At 60.6% G+C, this 17444-nt stretch carries 11 protein-coding genes; 10 read left to right on the top strand and 1 reads right to left on the bottom strand.

Features of this window, described 5'->3' with window-relative positions; genetic code table 11:
- Positions 1–236: 236 nt before the first annotated feature.
- The 9 genes from J2129_RS00235 to J2129_RS00195 all read left to right on the top strand — a co-directional run bounded on the left by J2129_RS00235 (position 237) and on the right by J2129_RS00195 (position 14206).
- Complete coding sequence (locus tag J2129_RS00235; RefSeq protein WP_209628504.1) at positions 237–3551, top strand: glycosyl hydrolase family 28-related protein; 3315 nt, start codon at positions 237–239, stop codon at positions 3549–3551.
- An 829-nt stretch (positions 3552–4380) separates the two neighbouring features.
- Positions 4381–5517: a glycosyltransferase family 4 protein gene (locus J2129_RS00230; RefSeq protein ID WP_209628502.1), complete on the top strand. Its 1137-nt coding sequence runs from the start codon at positions 4381–4383 to the stop codon at positions 5515–5517.
- Between the two features lie 8 nt (positions 5518–5525).
- Entirely contained in the window at positions 5526–6695 is a 1170-nt protein-coding gene (locus tag J2129_RS00225) for a glycosyltransferase family 4 protein (RefSeq protein ID WP_209628500.1), read from the top strand.
- Positions 6692–7702, top strand: coding sequence for a glycosyltransferase family 4 protein (locus J2129_RS00220; RefSeq protein WP_209628498.1), 1011 nt, complete (start codon positions 6692–6694; stop codon positions 7700–7702). The genes J2129_RS00225 and J2129_RS00220 overlap by 4 nt, the downstream gene beginning before the upstream one ends.
- Complete coding sequence (locus J2129_RS00215) at positions 7699–8364, top strand: adenylyl-sulfate kinase (protein WP_209631202.1); 666 nt, start codon at positions 7699–7701, stop codon at positions 8362–8364. Before J2129_RS00220 ends, J2129_RS00215 begins: the two co-directional genes overlap by 4 nt.
- On the top strand, positions 8361–9872 hold the full coding sequence (locus tag J2129_RS00210; RefSeq protein WP_209628496.1) for an alkaline phosphatase family protein: 1512 nt from the start codon (positions 8361–8363) through the stop codon (positions 9870–9872). Before J2129_RS00215 ends, J2129_RS00210 begins: the two co-directional genes overlap by 4 nt.
- A complete protein-coding gene (locus tag J2129_RS00205; RefSeq protein ID WP_209628494.1) occupies positions 9872–11038 on the top strand; it encodes a glycosyltransferase family 4 protein in 1167 nt (388 codons plus the stop codon). The genes J2129_RS00210 and J2129_RS00205 overlap by 1 nt, the downstream gene beginning before the upstream one ends.
- A 5-nt stretch (positions 11039–11043) precedes the next feature.
- Positions 11044–13215 (top strand): DUF2206 domain-containing protein, encoded by a 2172-nt coding sequence (locus J2129_RS00200; RefSeq protein ID WP_209628492.1) that lies wholly within the window; start codon positions 11044–11046, stop codon positions 13213–13215.
- Between the two features lie 277 nt (positions 13216–13492).
- The gene (locus J2129_RS00195; RefSeq protein WP_348632267.1) at positions 13493–14206 is read left to right on the top strand and encodes a methyltransferase domain-containing protein; all 714 of its coding nucleotides are present in this window, start codon (positions 13493–13495) and stop codon (positions 14204–14206) included.
- Positions 14207–14826: 620 nt separating this feature from the next.
- Here J2129_RS00195 and J2129_RS00190 read toward each other — a convergent pair.
- Positions 14827–16485, bottom strand: coding sequence for a WD40 repeat domain-containing protein (locus tag J2129_RS00190; protein ID WP_209628488.1), 1659 nt, complete (start codon positions 16483–16485; stop codon positions 14827–14829).
- Positions 16486–16776: 291 nt separating this feature from the next.
- On the opposite strand from J2129_RS00190, the gene J2129_RS00185 reads away from it, so the two are divergent.
- Positions 16777–17280 (top strand): hypothetical protein, encoded by a 504-nt coding sequence (locus tag J2129_RS00185; protein WP_209628486.1) that lies wholly within the window; start codon positions 16777–16779, stop codon positions 17278–17280.
- Positions 17281–17444: the final 164 nt, after the last annotated feature.

The following is a 17444-nucleotide window of genomic DNA, read 5'->3' as shown; positions in this document are numbered from 1 at the left end:
ATATAATTCCCGAATTATACCCAAATTCCATCATATTTTGCATAATACTTACAGGGGATTGAAATATAAATTGGAATAATTTATATCCGATTAAATGATCAGATTATGTGCAATCATTCCATCAAAATTCCAGACAGCACGCCAGAAATCCACGAATTAACGGAGCATCCATGAAATCAGGACTGCAATTAATACTCATCATGTGCTCGATACTCGTATTGAGCCCGGTGAGTGCAATGGATGACTTTTCGCTCGTTGTTGCTCCAAACGACAGCAGCGGATTAGTAAAAAGTCAGGCTGACTATGTATGTACAGGAAATGACGATCAAAATGTCATCAACGCCGCGATTGCCGCCCTTCCCTCCACGGGCGGGAGCGTGCTCCTGAAAGAAGGCACCTATCACCTGACCGGCAACATCAAACCCAGGAGTTACATGACCCTGAAGGGTGAAGGTGACGAGAACACCGTCCTTCACTTCATTTCATCAGGGTCTGTGGGACTCACCACCGGACATGACGTGACCCTCTCAGACTTCCGGATCACCGGGACCGGCCGGGTGTACATCAGCACGTCCCACAACATCGTCAAGAATGTGACGGTCTATGATGTGGACAACTCGTACATGGCGGCCTTCATGGTCTATGCCTACAACGAGGTGCTCGAAGACATCCAGTTTATTAATTGTAATGCAATCGACGTCGACCGCTGGGGCTTTGTCCACAATGGGGGCGGGTCTCCAATGGCCGTCAAAGACATCACGTACGAGAACTGCCAGGCGATCAACTGCGGCAAGTATGACCAGTATTATGGCACCAGCCACCAGTACAGCGAGGCCTGGGACGTGGGCTTCGATGTCGCAGAATACCTTGACTATGCCCAGAACATCGTGTACATCGGGTGTATCGCAGAAGGATGCTGGGAATCTGGCTTCCATGCCGAACCTCCCCCGGCACTGAGCAGCATCAAGATGATCAACTGCATCAGCCGTGACAATGGCCAGAAAGAAAAGTCCGGCGCACCTTCGCCTGACTTTGGTGCAGGATATCTGGTCAACGAGAACACGTATCTTGAAAATTGTGTCTCTGAAAGGAACATCGTCGGTTACCAGTGCGACTTCTCCGACGGAGCGACCCTCACCGGGTGTACAGACACAGGATCACTGAAGGGCGTGCGGGTACTCGCGATCGGTGAGGCCGGGCTGACCCTTGAGGACTGCACGATCACAGACTCCCCTGACCCGGTGTACATCTGGACCGGCACCACGCACAATGTGGCGATCCGCGGGATGACCATCGACACCTCCACGCCTCGCTCCACGGCAGGCGTCACCGTCTACTCGCTTGCCAAGAACCCGTCTGAGATCACGATCGCGGACTCGACGATCTCGGGGTATGCAATCGGCGTCAACAACCTTGCCTCCTCGAAAGGCCTTGTCTCGGTCTACAATGTGGCCGTGAACGATGCCAGAACGCCGTTTGTCGGGTGTGATGTGGAGAACACCGGGCCAACCCCGACCCCCACACCAACGCCCATCCCGACACCGGACCCAACCCCAACACCCATCCCAACCCCAGACCCAACCCCGACCCCCACCCCGGTCCCAGGCAAGAATGTCCTCCTGGTCGCGGGCACTGCCGGCCTGAACTCTGGTGACCAGGCAATCAAGGCCCACCTCGAAGACCTCGGCTACGCGGTCACGGTCGTCGACGACGGGGCGTCTTCCACCTCTGATGCAGAGGGCAAGGATGTCGTCCTGATCTCTTCGAGCTGTGGCTATGGCGTCTATGACACGTTCCGTGACGTCACCGTCCCGGCACTGGTCTGGGAGGCCTGGGTCTTTGACGATATGAAGTTGACCGGCACGTCGATCAACAAGGACTATGGGGCCGTCGCCGCCCAGACGCAGGTCGAGGTGGTCGACAGCGGACACGAGATGGCGGCCGGGCTGAGCGGCACCGTGGCCGTGGCAACCACTGCAGGCTATGAGATGTTCGGGGCCCCCACGACAGATGCCGTGAAGGTCGCCACCATCGCCGGCCAGCCAGACAAGGCAGTCATCTTCGGCTACGAAGAGGGCGACGAGATGGCCGGCATGACCGCCCCGGCACGCCGCGTCGGGCTCTTCCTCTCCGACAACACCGCCGCCTCCATGACACCCGAAGGGTGGAAACTCTTTGATGCGGCACTCACCTGGTCGCTTGACGCGGGTACGACGCCCACGCCGACCCCAACGCCAACGCCCACACCAACACCGACACCCACACCAACGCCAACGCCAACGCCAACGCCGACACCGACACCAGATGAGGAGGGCACGGTCCTCTTCGTGACGCACAGCACCTCCCTGAATGCCGGGGACGCTGCGGTGAAGGCCCACCTCGAGGAGCAGGGCTACATGGTCATGGCCATGGATGACGATGCGGTCTCCGCCGCCGACGCAGACGGCAAGGACCTCGTGATCATCTCCTCCAGCACCTCGAACCTTGGCGCGACCTTCCGCGACGTGGCTGTCCCGGTCGTCAGCTGCGAGGCCTGGGTCTTTGACGACCTCAAGATGACAGGAGGCTCTCGCGGCACCGACTACTATGCAGAGGCAGACCAGACGCAGGTCTCGATCGCCGATGCAGGTCATGCACTTGCCGGCGGACTGAGCGGCACCGTCACGGTCACCGGCACTGCAGGCTGGGAGATGTACGGTCTCCCGTCCTCAGACGCCGTGAAGGTCGCCACCATCGCCGGCCAGCCAGACAAGGCGGTCATCTTCGGCTACGAAGAGGGCGACGAGATGGTCGGCATGACCGCCCCGGCACGCCGCGTCGGGTTCTTCCTCTCAGACCTCGTCGCAGACTCCATGACCACAGACGGATGGAAACTCTTCGACGAAGCCGTCGAATGGGCCACTGAGGAGCCAGGCGTACCGACGCCTCCACCCACAACGCCGGGTGACGGCACGGTCCTCTTCGTGACGCACAGCGCCTCCCTGAATGCCGGGGACGCCGCGGTGAAGGCCCACCTCGAGGAGCAGGGCTACATGGTCATGGCCATGGATGACGATGCGGTCTCCGCCGCCGACGCAGACGGCAAGGACCTCGTGATCATCTCCTCCAGCACCTCGAACCTTGGCGCGACCTTCCGCGACGTGGCTGTCCCGGTCGTCAGCTGCGAGGCCTGGGTCTATGACGACCTCAAGATGACAGGGGGCTCTCGCGGCACCGACTACTATGCAGAGGCAGACCAGACGCAGGTCTTGATCGCCGATGCAGGTCATGCACTCGCCGGCGGACTGAGCGGTACCGTCACGGTCACCGGCACTGCAGGCTGGGAGATGTACGGTCTCCCGTCCTCAGACGCCGTGAAGGTCGCCACCGTCGCCGGCCAGCCAGACAAGGCGGTCATCTTCGGCTACGACAAAGGCGACGAGATGGTCGGCATGACCGCCCCGGCACGCCGCGTCGGGTTCTTCCTCTCAGACCTCGTCGCAGACTCCATGACCACAGACGGATGGAAACTCTTCGACGAAGCCGTCGAATGGGCGTCAGGCAGGTCCTGACCTCAAAACTCTTTTTTTATTCTGGCCCTGAAGATCTGCCGCCCATAACGCGGACACACGCTTCAGAGCAATTTTCATCAGGAGCATATCCAGGAACATTCTCGGGGTGACCACCTCCTCGAACCCGAGTGCTTTCTTCCAGAAATTCGAAACCCTCTCCTCCGCCAGGGGAGCGTGCCGCCCCCCAGACCCTCCGCCGATGAAGGGTCGCGGGGGAGGCGACAGATGCAGGGGTCTCTTCATCAGTGAGGACGAGGGCGTGAGCGTTCTGGGATAACTCCCAGATAGACTTTGAACCCCCTGGTCGCAGAAACACCTGAAGAGCAGATCCCAGTCCTCGGCGCACCATCCCGACGCGGTGGGGAGAGGGCCAGTTCAGACACCCCTCCAGAAGAGGAATTCCTCTAGACCAATTTTTCAGGGACTCTGCCGTGTTCAGGGGGACAGACCCGCTACAATGCCCCGGGCCGCACGCCCCGGCATATTCATCGCAATATATTGTGGGAAAAATAAATATACCGGAATGATCATTTCTTCGACAATCCCATACGGGGGGGACGGCCTGGATGCACCACTGCATCGCGGCGCCATACCTGATCCACACCGTGACATTCCAGAGATATGGCCCGCTCCAGACCGGAATGCTTTGTCAGAGAAAAAAATCCCGCAAGACGTGGCCCCTTGGAGAGACCAGACCCTGATCCCCATCATGCGCGATCGCCCGCCCTGGCGGAAACCCCGGAGAAGAAGACCTGATTTCACCTCTCAGGGTTCTGGAATCTCTGCGCTTTAAGGGAAAACCCACCTTTCGGGGCAGAGGTAATGATCCATGAAGATCCTGCAATGTGTCCCATACTACCTGCCCTACCATGGAGGGCAGGAGTCATATGTCCACAACCTGAGCAAATCTCTCATCCAGAGAGGCCATGAAGTCGACGTGATCACCTCAGACTACCCTGCAGTCCGCGGCATGGACGAGATCGACGGCGTCCAGATCTTCAGACACCGGTGTCTGGCCCGGCCGTTACGCAACCCACTTACGCCCGGTTTTTTCCATCTTACCAGGGAATACAAAGACTATGACCTGGTCCACACCCACAACGAACATAGCACCGCCGCAATCGCCACCTCACTTGGCCGGATGTTCAACGACCTCCCGGTGCTCCTGACCTGCCATGGACGGTTGATCTTTGGAGACCACATCAGGGACCGCCTGGAACGACTCTACAGCCTCACTATCGGATGGAGCATCTTCGCCCGTGCCGACGGGATCGTGGTAAACTCTGTCGACGACCGCGCCTACGTGCTCTCGATCCATCCCCATGCCATGGACAAGATGTTTGTCGTGCATAACGCCGTCGACCCCAGACAACTTGATGCGGTCCCAGAAGAACCGCCGGCAGGCATGCCGTCCAGCGGGTTCATCCTTCTCTATGTCGGGAGACTTATCCGGCGAAAGGGGCTGGAATGGCTGATCCGTGCCATGGCCACCATCAAAAAGACCGACCCCACCACAGACCTGAGATGCATCCTGGTCGGCGAGGGAGAGGACCAGGACTATTTCACCGAATTGATCAGAGAACTCGGCGTATCAGATTCTGTTTTTCTCATGGGGGCGGTGACCCAGGCCGAACTCGTATACCTGTATCGTCATGCCGATCTCTTCGTACTCCCCTCGCTTTCAGAAGTCTGCCCGACGGTCGTCCTTGAGGCGATGTATTTCGGGCTGCCGGTCATCACCACCGACATCCCCGGGGTCCGCGACCACTTCTCGTGCTGCGCCTCCCTGGTCCCGCCGCGAGACGAACAGGCCCTTGCAGAAGCGATCCTGACCGTTTCTGGAGACCACGCCCTCAGCCAGCGGCTTTCCAGGATAGGCCAGAACCTGGTCAGGACAAAATACACCTGGGAGACAGTGTCGAAGAACTACGAGTCGATCTACCAGAAGGTCGTGAACGGGAAATGAAAATCATCATGTATACGACAGACTTTCCCTATAAACGCCCTTTCAACGACGAGATCCCGCCCGGAGGAGACTATGTGAGAAGCGGCGTCGGCGAAGTGGTCTATCACCTGGCCCTGGAGATGGACCGGAAAGGGCATGACGTCGTGATCTCCACCACCTCCGCAGACCAGGACGACCTCCATGACCGGTACCGGAATATTGCCGTCCTCAGGCATGGCAAAAATTTCAAACTCGCCGAAACCGACATCTCCCTGGACTATCTCTTCCACCCCCCTGACAGGGACGCCGACGTCATTCACCTCCATGCCGGGTCACCGCCTGCCACCATTGCCGCTCTCCGCTCGGCGCGACAGACCAGGACACCCCTGGTCGTCACCCACCATCTTGACCCCGACCGGGGGGCGGGGGGGTTGGCGCGGCGTGCACTGCTCTCAGGCTACACAAAACTCTACCTGCAACCCGCCTTCACACACAGTGCCCGCATCATCGCCCTTTCAGACGAGATGATCGCGTCTTCGCCCTACCTGGGGCCGCACCTGGAGAAGGTCAGGGTGATCCCGAATGGGATCAATCCTGCCGAGTTCCAGACCAGGTCGCCACAGGTGGCCTGCAGAACCGCACTTGGCCTCCCTGAAAATGACCCTCTCGTCCTCTTCTTCGGAAACCTCGTGCCGCGGAAAGGTCTGGCAGTCCTGCTCTCGGCGATGCCGGCGGTGCTCAGGTCGGTGCCAGACGCCAGGCTGGTGATCGCCGGCATGACAACACCGTTCGGGGAGAGACTCAGGGACACCGCAGAGACACTGGGGATTGCAGACTCGGTCATCTTCACCGGCGTGGTCAGGGAAGACGAGAAACCGGCCCTGTACCATGCCGCCGACGTCTTTGTCCTCCCCTCGTACGCAGAGGCATACCCGCTTACCGTCCTCGAGGCCGCCGCCGCAGGGGTGCCGGCGGTCGTGAGCAGCATCCCGGTCTTCAGGGCCCTGGTCCAGGACGGAAAAAACGGCCTTGTCTCGAAGACCGGGGACGCAAAGGACCTGGCGGCGCAGGTGATCAGGGTGCTCACAAACCATGAGGAGAGAGAGGCGATGGGGCGCCAGGCACGGGCGGGGGTGGAAGGGAGGTCGTGGGCAAAGGTCGCAGAACAGACCGAAGCCCTGTATCAGGAGATCGCATGAAGATATGTCTGATCGGTGCACTGTCAGGCGATCCTGACGAAGGCTACCGGAATGTCACGGGAAGACTCTCCCACCACCTGGCCCCCTCCCACGAGGTGCTCCCTCTCGACGGGCAGGACGTCCATACCCCCGGGTTCTGGCACCGCCTGCGGGGCTTCGACCCCGAGGTCGTGCACTGCATCTCGGCGCCGACCGTCCGCAGTTTCATCCTGTTGCGTGCCGCCAGATCGCTCTGCCAGGGCCACCCGTCATGTGTGCTCTCGGCACTCCATCCCCATGGACTCTCGCTCCTTGGCAGTCCCTGGTTCCAGCGCCTGGGTCCTCCCCTGGCGCCCGACCTGGTGCTGACACAGTCCAGACAGGCCGGCGACCTCCTTGCCAGGGCCAGAATGCGGACCGCCTATCTCCCACACGGGGTCGACCTCACAAAGTTTGCCCCGGTCTCGCCGGCGCAGAAGGCGGCACTGAGAGCGCAGTATGGTCTCCCAGAAGACCGTTTTGTCCTCCTGCATGTCGGCCACCTGAAACCTGACCGCGGGCTTGCAGTGCTTAAACAGGTCCAGGCAGAGGTGCCTGCATGCCAGGTGGTGGTCGCCGGGGGGTCCAGGTTCAGAGCGGACCCTGGGGCTGTCGAGCGGTTGCGGCAGGCCGGATGTATCGTATGGCACCGGTATTTTGCGCGGATCGAAGAACTCTACCAGATGGCCGACGGGTATATCTTCCCGCCCGGGACGACGCTGTTTCTCCCGCTCACTATTCTCGAGGCGATGGCCTGCGACCTGCCGGTGATCACGCACGGGTTTGACGGGGTCAGCCTATTTCTGGAAAAACACGAGGGAGTGACCATCGTCGAGGACGGGCAGGGCTATGCCGGAGCGGTCAGGGGCCTGATGGAGAGACAGGAGGAACATGTCGGGACCAGGCAGATGGTGCTCCCCTATGACTGGGACCTGGTCGCCGGCGAGGTCTCGGCGCTGTACACCGGGCTGCGGGAGGAGATGCAATGAGAAAAGGAACGATCATCTGTTTCACCGGGATCGACGGGTCCGGCAAGACCACGCTGGCACGAGACCTCGTCGAAGAACTGCAGAGCCGCGGCATTGATGCCGCATATGTATATGGACGCTACCAGCCCGTGCTTCTCAGGCCGGTGATGTATCTCGGGCGTCTCTTCTTTTTCAGGGACAAAGACGCCTTTTCCAACTATGGAGAGTACGCCGGGTCCAAACAGCAGGCATCCAGGGACCACACCGTGCTTGCGACCCTGTACCAGCGCCTCGCCCTCTGGGAGTACACCCTTCAACTCCTCGTCCAGGTCTCCCTCCCGGTCGCCTTCAGGCGGCGCACCCTCATCTGCGACCGCTATGTCATGGACACCGTGCTCACCGATCTTGCCGTCGACTTCCAGTACTCTGAGGAGGCGATCAGGTCGACGATACACAGGATGCTGGACCGGTTTCCAAGCCCTGACCTCACCTTTCTCATCGACCTCCCCGAGGAGGTCGCGTTGGCGCGCAAGACCGATACCCCGTCGGTCGAGTACCTGCGCGAGCGCCGGCACCTCTACCTCAGGGCGGCCGAGGCGATCGATGCGGTCGTCCTCGACGGGACGCGTCCACTCGACGAGATCAGGGCGGCCGTCATCGGCCACGCAGGAGGGGGGAGATGACGCGGCTCCTGGTCCTCGGGATCGACAGCATGGACGCCAGACTGGTCGACCAGTTCATCGACGACCTGCCTGCCCTGCAGGCGATGAAGGCGCGTTCATCTCCGTATTCTCTTCACTCGGTCTTCCCGCCCGACTCAGACACCGCATGGGCCAGCATCCATACCGGCGAGAACCCGGCCAGGCATGGGGTGGTGCATTTCGTCGACCCGCTGGAAAAGACCTCGATCTACCTGGGCAATCACCTTGACTCGTCCCTGCTCAGGGGCCGCACCTTCTGGGACACGGCCGGGGCCGCGGGCAGGAGGGTCTGCGTCGTCACCCCTCATATCGGCTTCCCGGTCTGGCCGGTCCACGGGGCCATGGTCGCCAGGAGCCCGGCCAACGACCAGGTCGAGACCTTTCCTGCACCCCTCGACCTCGGGACCGAGGCGACCGGGCTTCTGATGCCGACCCGCATCCCTGACTCAGGGCCCGAGTACCAGACCTTCCTGGACCGGCTCGGCGGGGTGGTGGACGCCGAAGTCGCATGTGCCAGACACCTGCTCGGCTCAGAGCCCTGGGACCTCTTCTTCTGGTACTCGTCGGCACTGGACTTTGTCCAGCACATCTTCTGGAACTTCTGCGACCCGGCAGACCCCACCTTCCCTGGAGAGGACAACCCCTACCGTCATGCCATCCGCGACTTTTATCGGCGCTACGACGCCGCCATCGGCACCCTGACTGCCGCCGCCGGAGACGAGATGGCGGTGATGGTGGTCAGCGACCACGGCCACATGATGCGCCCGATCAGGCTGGTAAATGTCAACGAGATCCTGCGGACCGCAGGATTCCTCGCCGCACGGGAAGGGGCCGTCACCCCCTTCCTGCGGACCGGCGAGAAGGCGAAGCGGGCGGCGGCCGACCTCGTCCAGAGGACAGGGCTGCGGGGGACCGCACTCCGCCTGCTCAGGAGGCACCCGGGGATCAAAGACCTGTACACCACCCCTACGTCCATCGATTTCGATCGGACCGTTGCCAGGTGCACCGACCTCTCAGGGATCAAGGCCTACAATTATGGCGGGATTCTCATCGAGAGAGCGCACCTCCAGAACGGCCAGGACTACGACGAGGCAAGGGCGGCGATCCTCTCTCTCCTCCAGGCCTGGACCCACCCCTCGACCGGGGACCCGGTCTTCGAGTGGGTGACCACCCGCGAGGCCCTGTATGCCGGCGAGTTCATCGACCGCTACCCTGACATCCTCTTCAAACTGAAAGAGGGCCTGGGCGCGGGCTGGGAGATCGAAGGCCCGGTCATCTCCACCTCCTCCACCCACAGTTTTTATCCTGGTTCCCATCGCGGCGACACCCCGGTCTTCTTCCTCAGCCTCCCTGACCCCCGCCGCCCTGCCAGGACGCACCTGGGCCTCATGGACATCAGCCCCACGGTCCTCGACATCCTGGGGGTGCCAGGGACCGGGGGGGACGACGGGACGAGCGTCTTTTCTCCTGAGGAGAAGGGGGGAACATAATGCCCGGCCCCCCCATCACAGACACCCAGGTACGGCCCCGCGTGGTCCTGGTGACCTCGCGCTGGTTCAGGAACCAGAACCTCTATTATACGGCCCTCAAACTGGTCAGGATCCTCTGCCCCCTCTCCAGGGACGTCACCTGGATCCTCACCCAGCAGCCTGACAAGACCTATCCTCCTGGCGAGTGCGCCCTGGTCCGTGTCCCTGACCTGGAGGTGGAACGGCCCTATCTTGCCAGGGCCTGGTACCTGGCCCTGCACCAGGCGCGGGTCACCCGCCAGATCCTCAGGCTGGCGCGGGACCAGGACGTGGTGGTCTTCGCCTTCGGGGCCGACTATTTTGTGCTGCCAATGCTTGCCGCGAAGGTCGCCGGCAAACGGGTTCTTCTCAGGACCGACGCCCGGACATCAGAGGTGATCCGGCGCTCCTGGCGCCAGAAGAACCCAGCACTCGTCTTCCTGTACCGGTGTATCGAGGCGGTCACCTATGCGGCGGCCGACGCGATCGTCCCTGAAAGCCCGGCCTTCATCGACCTCTACGACCTCACCCGCCACCCCCACAAGACCTTTCCAGGGAGCCTGTACGTGGACACGGCCAGGTTTACGCCAAAAAAGCCCCTGGCGGCGCGGGAATATGTCTTCGGGTATGTCGGGCGGTTCTCAGAAGAGAAGGGGACCAGGGAATATGTCAGGGCGCTTATCGCCGTCCTGGCGGCACACGAGGGCAGGGCGGTGGTCATCGGCGACGGCCCGCTCAGGGAGGAGGTCGAGACGAGGGTCGCCAGGGCCGGGATGGACGCCCGCATCGACCTCCCTGGATGGGTGGAGAATACCCGCCTGCACGAGCACCTCAACGAGATCCAGGTGCTGGTCGTCCCTTCGTTCAAGGAAGGTCTCCCCAACATCGTCCTCGAAGCGATGGCCTGCGGGTGCGTCGTGCTGGCAACCCCGGTCGGCGGGGTGCCTGACCTGATCACCGACGGAGTGACCGGGTTCATCGCCCCTGACAACGACCCTGCGACCCTCCGGCAGTGCCTGGAGCAGGTGCGGGGCCATGCAGACCTGGCAGGGATCGGGAGGGCGGCGCGCCTGACGATCGAAGAGGGCTATACCTATGAAGCGGCGGTCGGGCAGTACCAGAAGATCCTGCAGGCGGTCAGGGGGTGAAGACGATGAAACTCAAGGCGCAGACCGTCCTTTTTGGAGTGATCGCTTGCGTCATCCTCTTTGACCTCAGCACCAGGTTCGACCTCCCGGTCTTCAGGCAGGTCATCGGGTTTTTTGTCCTCTCTCTCCTGCCTGGCGGGCTGATCGTCGCCCTGCTCAGGTTAAAGGACGTCGGGTTCCTGGAGAAGGCCGTGCTCGCCTTCGGGACCAGCATCGCCCTGATGCTCGCGGGCGGGCTGGTGTACAACCAGGTCTTCCTCCTCGTCCTCGGGGTGTCCACCCCGCTGAGCCCCCGCCTCCTCATCGATGTCGTGGACCTTCTCATCATCGGGCTCGCCCTGGCATGGTACTGGCAGAATGCCGGCCAGGAGATCCAGGTCCAGGTCCCGCGGCTCACCCCCGCCGACAAGGTCCTGCTCATCCCGGCGGCACTCCTCCCCGCCCTCATCATCGTGGGGATGGACCTGATGAACACGACCGGGGACCACCGGATGCTGATCGCCGTCCTGATCGCTGTCCCGGTCCTTGCCGGGGTGGTCGCGTCCGCCCGTGCCCGCCTCTCTCGCGGGATATTTCCTGTCATGATCCTGAGCCTGAGCATCTCGTTGCTCCTGATGCTTGCCCTCAGGTCGAACCATATCATCGGGACCGATTCGCATATGGAATATTATACCTTCATGATGACCCTGGAGAACGCCCACTGGTCGGTGGTCGGGAGTGCGCAGCTCGACTCCTGCCTGAGCACCTCGATACTCCCGGCGGTCTATCACCTCCTCCTCAACCCCCCGCCAGAGATGCTCTTCAAGGTACTGTTCTGCCTGATCTTCTCGGTCGCCCCCCTGGTCGTCTATCTCATCTCGAGCCGCTACTTCGAGGAGGTCTATGCCTTTCTCGCCGCGGTCTTTTTCATGTTCCAGGCCCAGTTCCTCTCGACCGCCTCGAATGCGAGAACCTTCATCGCCATCCTGTTCCTGGCCCTCACCCTCATGGTGCTCCTGTCCAGGGAGATCCCTCCCCTCAAGGCACGGGTCTTCCTCTACCTCTTCATCGCCGGGGCGGTATTTTCACATTATTCCACCTCGTTTCTCTTTTTCTTTATCCTGCTGCTGGCCAGGATCGGCACCCAGGTGCTCGCGGTCAGGTACCCGCTCAGGCCGTCTCCTCCCCTTGACGTCCTGGCATACTTTTTCGGGCTGATGTATCTCTGGTATGCCCTGGTCACCGTGGTCCCGGCCGAGATGTTCGTCGACTTTATTCACAAGACTGTCGACTCTTCAGGTTATTTCCTGGACCCGACAGCGCGCGGAGACGATGTCCAGAAACTCTTCGGGTCCGCGGCCGTGGAGAAAGGAGGGCCGTACCGTGTGCAACTCATGCTGACCTGGGCCACTCTCGGCTATATCGGGATGGGGCTGCTCTCTCTTCTTGCCAGGTTCAGGGAGAATGTCGCCGACCAGAAGAGATGTATCCGCACCTCCATTGAAAAACGCCCGGCAGGAGGGTTGTTCATCACGCTCGTGATCATCTCGTTTTTGATCCTCGGACTGATGATCGTCATGCCCTATGTCTCGGCCGGATATGAGGTCTCCCGCGTCTTCCCGGTCTCAAACATCCTCCTCTCGGTCCTCTTTGTCGCGGGAGGACTCGCAATCTCCAGGGTCCTGATGGTCTGCTCCTCGGGCAGGCGCAGGGTCCAGGCCAGGTACGCCCTCTCCCCGTATTACCGGTTCCAGGCCTCGCTCGTCATCCTGCTCATCCTGATGGTCCCCTATTTTTATTCGGTCAGCGGCGTGGTCCACACGGTCTCGGGGGACCACCGGGACCTCCTCTTTCACGACGAGGGACCCCAGTACGAGATGAAATATGTCCACGACTCTGAATCAAGCAGTGCACAATGGCTGAAAGAGCACATGGACCCAGAACTCAAGGTCTTTTCTGACGGGTGCGGGGTCTCACGGCTGATGAGCCAGGGGCCCATGAACCATAGAGATGTGTCGTCGTTCATCCAGTACGGGTGGGTGCCAAAGAAGAGTTATGTGTATTTCCGGTACCTCTCGGTCGTCGACGGGGACCTGATCGATTATGACGGGATCTCCAGGCCGGTCTCGGAATATACCTACATCTTCGAGAAAAAACATAAGATCTTATCAAATGGAGGTTCGAGTGTCTGGGGGTGAGCCCGCGGACCCTGGAAAAATCCTCCATGGGGCGACCCATCTCTCCTGCCACGCTCCATCCTCGCTCCTGGCAAAGAGCACGTGAGGAGGAGAGCAGATGCGGCACAGGTCCTCCCCACCCACTACCGAGATGAGGGGGTCTACAGAGCCCCATCTCTGCAGGTGCAGGCTACTATTCTTCATCGGCTTTCGGGACGTAAAACATAGGAAATGTTTCTTTTAGGTGATATTGGGGCGCAAACAGATAATGACAATATAAATATATAGTGGAACGAATATGAGTATGCTTCCTTGGCAGGGATACTGGAATAAACGTAATAACGGGGGACACCGACGGCAGGAAGAGAGATTCTTGCAGAAAGAAGCAAGAGAGAAACTCTTTCATCTGGAACATGGGAGATCCCTGCTTGACTTTGGGTGTGGTTCGGCCGATCTCCTTGTATATTACACCCAGAATTTTTCTGATGTGGTCGGCGTCGATTTTTCCACGTCAATGCTTGCAAGTGCAGAGAGGCGCCTGGAAAAATTCGGGGTCTCAGATGTGACTCTGATAGAGGCAGACGACCGGACCATGTGGGAGCACCTTGACGGGGATACATTTGACCGGATTACTTCCGCCGGGGTCATCCAGTGCCTTGATCAAGACCGTCTGGAGAATTTTATCATCCAGGCACAGGACAGGCTCAGTCCTGAGGGATCGATTGTCCTTTTTGATGGCCTTGACCCGCGCATCTATCCGCTCTTTCATCTGGGCGTCATCAATCGTGAGGCCAGACGCGGCCCAGGTACGGCAATCCTGGCCTGGAAATACTCGGCCATGAAGGCGGAAATGATCAGACGCACACTCAGAGGGCTTTCAGAATATACGGTGGGTTATGCCCACCATCCCCAGACCATACAGGAGATCGCAAAGAGAAATGGATTGAGTGCTGAATTTGTCTCGTCCATGTATTATGAATACCGGTATCATGCCATATTGAAGGGTCTGTAGAGGGGCTCCAGGCACCCACTGGAAGATCGACCTGATGACATAGTTCCCGGGGGCTCAGGCAATATGGAGAAAAAAACCGGAGGTCCACAGAATGACCACAAAAATAGCCCTGTAGAACCAGGCATGAACCCCGGGTTCATGCATACGCGATTGAAGATGAACGTGGGGCTCCATGGGGTATCCTTGAGGGCAGGAGACGCTGTGAGACCCCCGCCTCGTGCCGCCCACCCCTCTCCTCTCTCCAGGGGGGTGCGGCACACCTGATTGATCACCACGCCTCCCTCCACGCTCTCGCCACCGCCAGGATGGCGACCGGAGTGGGAAGCGAGAACGCCGGTCCTGCTGAAGGCGTCTCTGTACTCTGCATATAATGCTCATACAAACCTGGAAAGAGGATCGCCAGGATCATTTTCATGGTACACCCTCTCTCCGGGTTCACGTAGGATTCACCCGCCTTTCCCCATGCCCGCACCAGGGGCAAGGAGGGGGCAGGAAAGGCATAATCGACGAAATCTGCCGTCCATGGGCCTCTCTTCGCGCCGGGCGGCACCCCCGCAGAAGGGGCATCACTCCAGGGTCCGCCAGAGGCCCATAATGCCGGGAGATCACCTTTAAAATGCTCAGAGGTCCTGGTGACGGGGCGTGATCTGCTCGGCAAGGTAGCGGTACACCTCCACAAGCACCTCCACCTCGCCCCTCTCAGGCACCTTCGGGGCATATCCGAGGCAGTCGGCCATCGCAAAGAACGCGGCCAGGTTCTCGCGCTGCTCAGGGCAGGCGGCAAGGGCGTCGTCGGTGATACAGATGGGAGTCCCGGTCCGCTCCTCGATGAGGAGGGTCATCTGTTTTGAAAGCAATTTTGCGGCTTCTCTGGTATCTCCTTCGTCCAGGGCCTGCTCCCAGGATGCAGACGAGACCGGGGCCACCTGTTCACCTCTCTCCTCCGGCACCTCCCCCTCCTCAGGGATATCAAACCAGGGCTCAGGGGTCCGCATCTCAGGGGCCGGATAGGTCCTCCTGCCCTTCAGATAATAATACCCGCCACCAAGGACGACCGCACCGCCAAGCAGTCCGACAAAGAGCAGGGGCGACAGCCCGCCGCCCTCTTCCTCGGGCCCGGAAGGTGGTGTCGGGGTCGTGGGGGAGGCGGTGGTCCGGGCGCTCGTCGGGGCGGTCGTCGGCGCCGGAGTCTCTGCCAGGGTCGTCTCCGGCGGGACGGTGGTCTCCACCAGGGCGAGCGTCGGCACCGAGAACCCGATGACCCGGTGGGCCGAGGCGGCGACGCCGAAGGTGCCGTCGGCGGTGATCGCCACGTCGTCGACCCAGCCGTCAAGGGGTTCTGTCCTGAGCACGTTCCCCTCGCCGTCAAAGAGATAGGCCTGGTTATCCATGGACCCGGCGATGACGCGACTCCCATTCTCAGAGACCCCGATGTCACGGAACCACCCGCCGGCGGCATGTTCCCAGAGCCGTGTTCCTGCAGCATCGAAACAGGTGATCAGTTTGTCCTGCGAACCGGCAAGGATGCGGGAGCCCTCAGGGGAGATCGCCAGCGCCGTGATCGGGCGGTGGGACTTCTCTTCCCAGAGGAGGGTTCCGCGCTCGTCGAAGAGACGGATGCCGGCGTCCGAGGCGACGGCGACCTCGTCCCCGCTTCTTGAGACGGCGACGGCGCTACCTCCGTCCAGTACGTCGTCATGGGCCCAGAGTTTCCGGCCGGCCCCGGTATAATAATAGATGCCCTGGGTGGAGACGACCGCGACATGGCTCCCCTTCCCTGAGAAGGCGATCCCCTGGATCGTGGTGACAGGGTCGTAGTCATCGTCGTCTGGGTCTCCCCTGGTATCGACCGTGGCCCTGAGCGTCCCCTCGGTATCATAGAAGCACACCAGCCCGGGGTCCTCGGCGACGGCAAGCCATTTTCCGTCAGGAGAGAGGGCCAGGCCTGCACAGACGAAGTCCAGGGATTCCTGCCAGAGGACTGTACCGTTCCCGGCAAAGAGCATGACTTCATATCCTTTTGCCCTGGCAATGGTCTGGCCGTCTGCAGCACAGTCGATATAGGTGGCAGAACTCTTGTCCCAGAGGTGCGTCCCGTCCCCGGCAAGGAAGCGGAGCCTGTCTCCCCCCACCAGGACATATGCCCCGTCAGGGGTCATGGCAAGCCCGTCGATCTCAGACGAGACCCCATGGTCCCAGAGGGCGCCGTCTCCATGCACGCCGGCCGGCAGGCTGAGAAGGAGCAGAAAAAGCCAGAGGATTGATCGTCGTCTATGCATGAGCATCGCACACCCTATCTGTCCAGTGTATTTCCAGAGATCAGACATAAAGATTCTGATTCCTGAATATAAGATTCATCCGGAAAAAAATCCAGATGGCGCACGCTCCTGGGATTTCAGATCTCCTCGTCGATGCCTGGTCCTGATCAATGCAAAACGACAATCCATCATCTGGTCTTGAGACAAACATTTAAGAGGGGCAGAATTTCTAAGGCAGGCATATATTACTTGAAGTAATACTCCTCTCTGCCTGAGGCGGGCCCGGGACCGTCCTGGCAGGAGAGTACACAAATGGCAGAATTTGTCCTAACGTCTGTCAACAAGACCGCGGTGCGAAAACTTGACGCACCGATCGCCGATGCCGCCGCCTTCAGCGGCATCATCGAGAGCATCCTCGCCGACAACCCCTGGGACTGCACGCCCTGGGAGGGTGTCGGTGTCGCCCATGACGGGGTCGAGAAGGTCAGAGAGGCCTATACGACCCGTATCGAGTATGAACACGGACCTGGCCGGACTGCCGGTACGGCGTCGGCACGCACCTCCTCCCTTGAGAGATTTACCGCCGCAAGGACCACCCTCCTCGACAACACCGTTCTGGAGTCTGCGCTCGGGGGGCGGGCGGGCGCCGACCCTGCCCGCGAGACCTATGCCTGCCGCCTGCGGTGCCACGACGCCAACGGCGAGATCTACTCTGTTGCCTTCACCCGCACCTCGGTGCGGGTCTCTGGTTTCGAGGACATCGAGATCCTCAGGGGCATCGAGGCCTGGGCAGACGATGTACCGGCCCTCGCCTGAGGGATATCCCCTCTTCTTTTTTGGATCTCCAGGAACCCTGGTCCTGACTCATACATAGACGATTGAATATTCGTGTGAGTCTCCAGGGGGTACAGATCCCTGTCCTGCGGTACCAGATCCCAGAGAGGCACCCCCCCATCCCTCTGCTCCAGGTCTTCGCGGCC

The sequence above is a fragment of the Methanofollis sp. W23 genome (assembly GCF_017875325.1).
GTDB lineage: Archaea > Halobacteriota > Methanomicrobia > Methanomicrobiales > Methanofollaceae > Methanofollis.
Note: the sequence above shows the minus strand (reverse complement) of the source record. Positions and strands in the feature narration are given on the sequence as shown.

What these genes read in the sequence shown, in the direction of transcription:
- J2129_RS00210 (WP_209628496.1), top strand. Translation starts at nt 8,361, where the DNA reads ATGACGCGGCTCCTGGTCCTCGGGATCGACAGCATGGACGCCAGACTG.
- J2129_RS00230 (WP_209628502.1), top strand. Translation starts at nt 4,381, where the DNA reads ATGAAGATCCTGCAATGTGTCCCATACTACCTGCCCTACCATGGAGGG.
- J2129_RS00220 (WP_209628498.1), top strand. Translation starts at nt 6,692, where the DNA reads ATGAAGATATGTCTGATCGGTGCACTGTCAGGCGATCCTGACGAAGGC.
- J2129_RS00215 (WP_209631202.1), top strand. Translation starts at nt 7,699, where the DNA reads ATGAGAAAAGGAACGATCATCTGTTTCACCGGGATCGACGGGTCCGGC.
- J2129_RS00205 (WP_209628494.1), top strand. Translation starts at nt 9,872, where the DNA reads ATGCCCGGCCCCCCCATCACAGACACCCAGGTACGGCCCCGCGTGGTC.
- J2129_RS00185 (WP_209628486.1), top strand. Translation starts at nt 16,777, where the DNA reads ATGGCAGAATTTGTCCTAACGTCTGTCAACAAGACCGCGGTGCGAAAA.
- J2129_RS00195 (WP_348632267.1), top strand. Translation starts at nt 13,493, where the DNA reads ATGAGTATGCTTCCTTGGCAGGGATACTGGAATAAACGTAATAACGGG.
- J2129_RS00190 (WP_209628488.1), bottom strand. Translation starts at nt 16,485, where the DNA reads ATGCATAGACGACGATCAATCCTCTGGCTTTTTCTGCTCCTTCTCAGC.
- J2129_RS00200 (WP_209628492.1), top strand. Translation starts at nt 11,044, where the DNA reads ATGAAACTCAAGGCGCAGACCGTCCTTTTTGGAGTGATCGCTTGCGTC.
- J2129_RS00225 (WP_209628500.1), top strand. Translation starts at nt 5,526, where the DNA reads ATGTATACGACAGACTTTCCCTATAAACGCCCTTTCAACGACGAGATC.
- J2129_RS00235 (WP_209628504.1), top strand. Translation starts at nt 237, where the DNA reads ATGGATGACTTTTCGCTCGTTGTTGCTCCAAACGACAGCAGCGGATTA.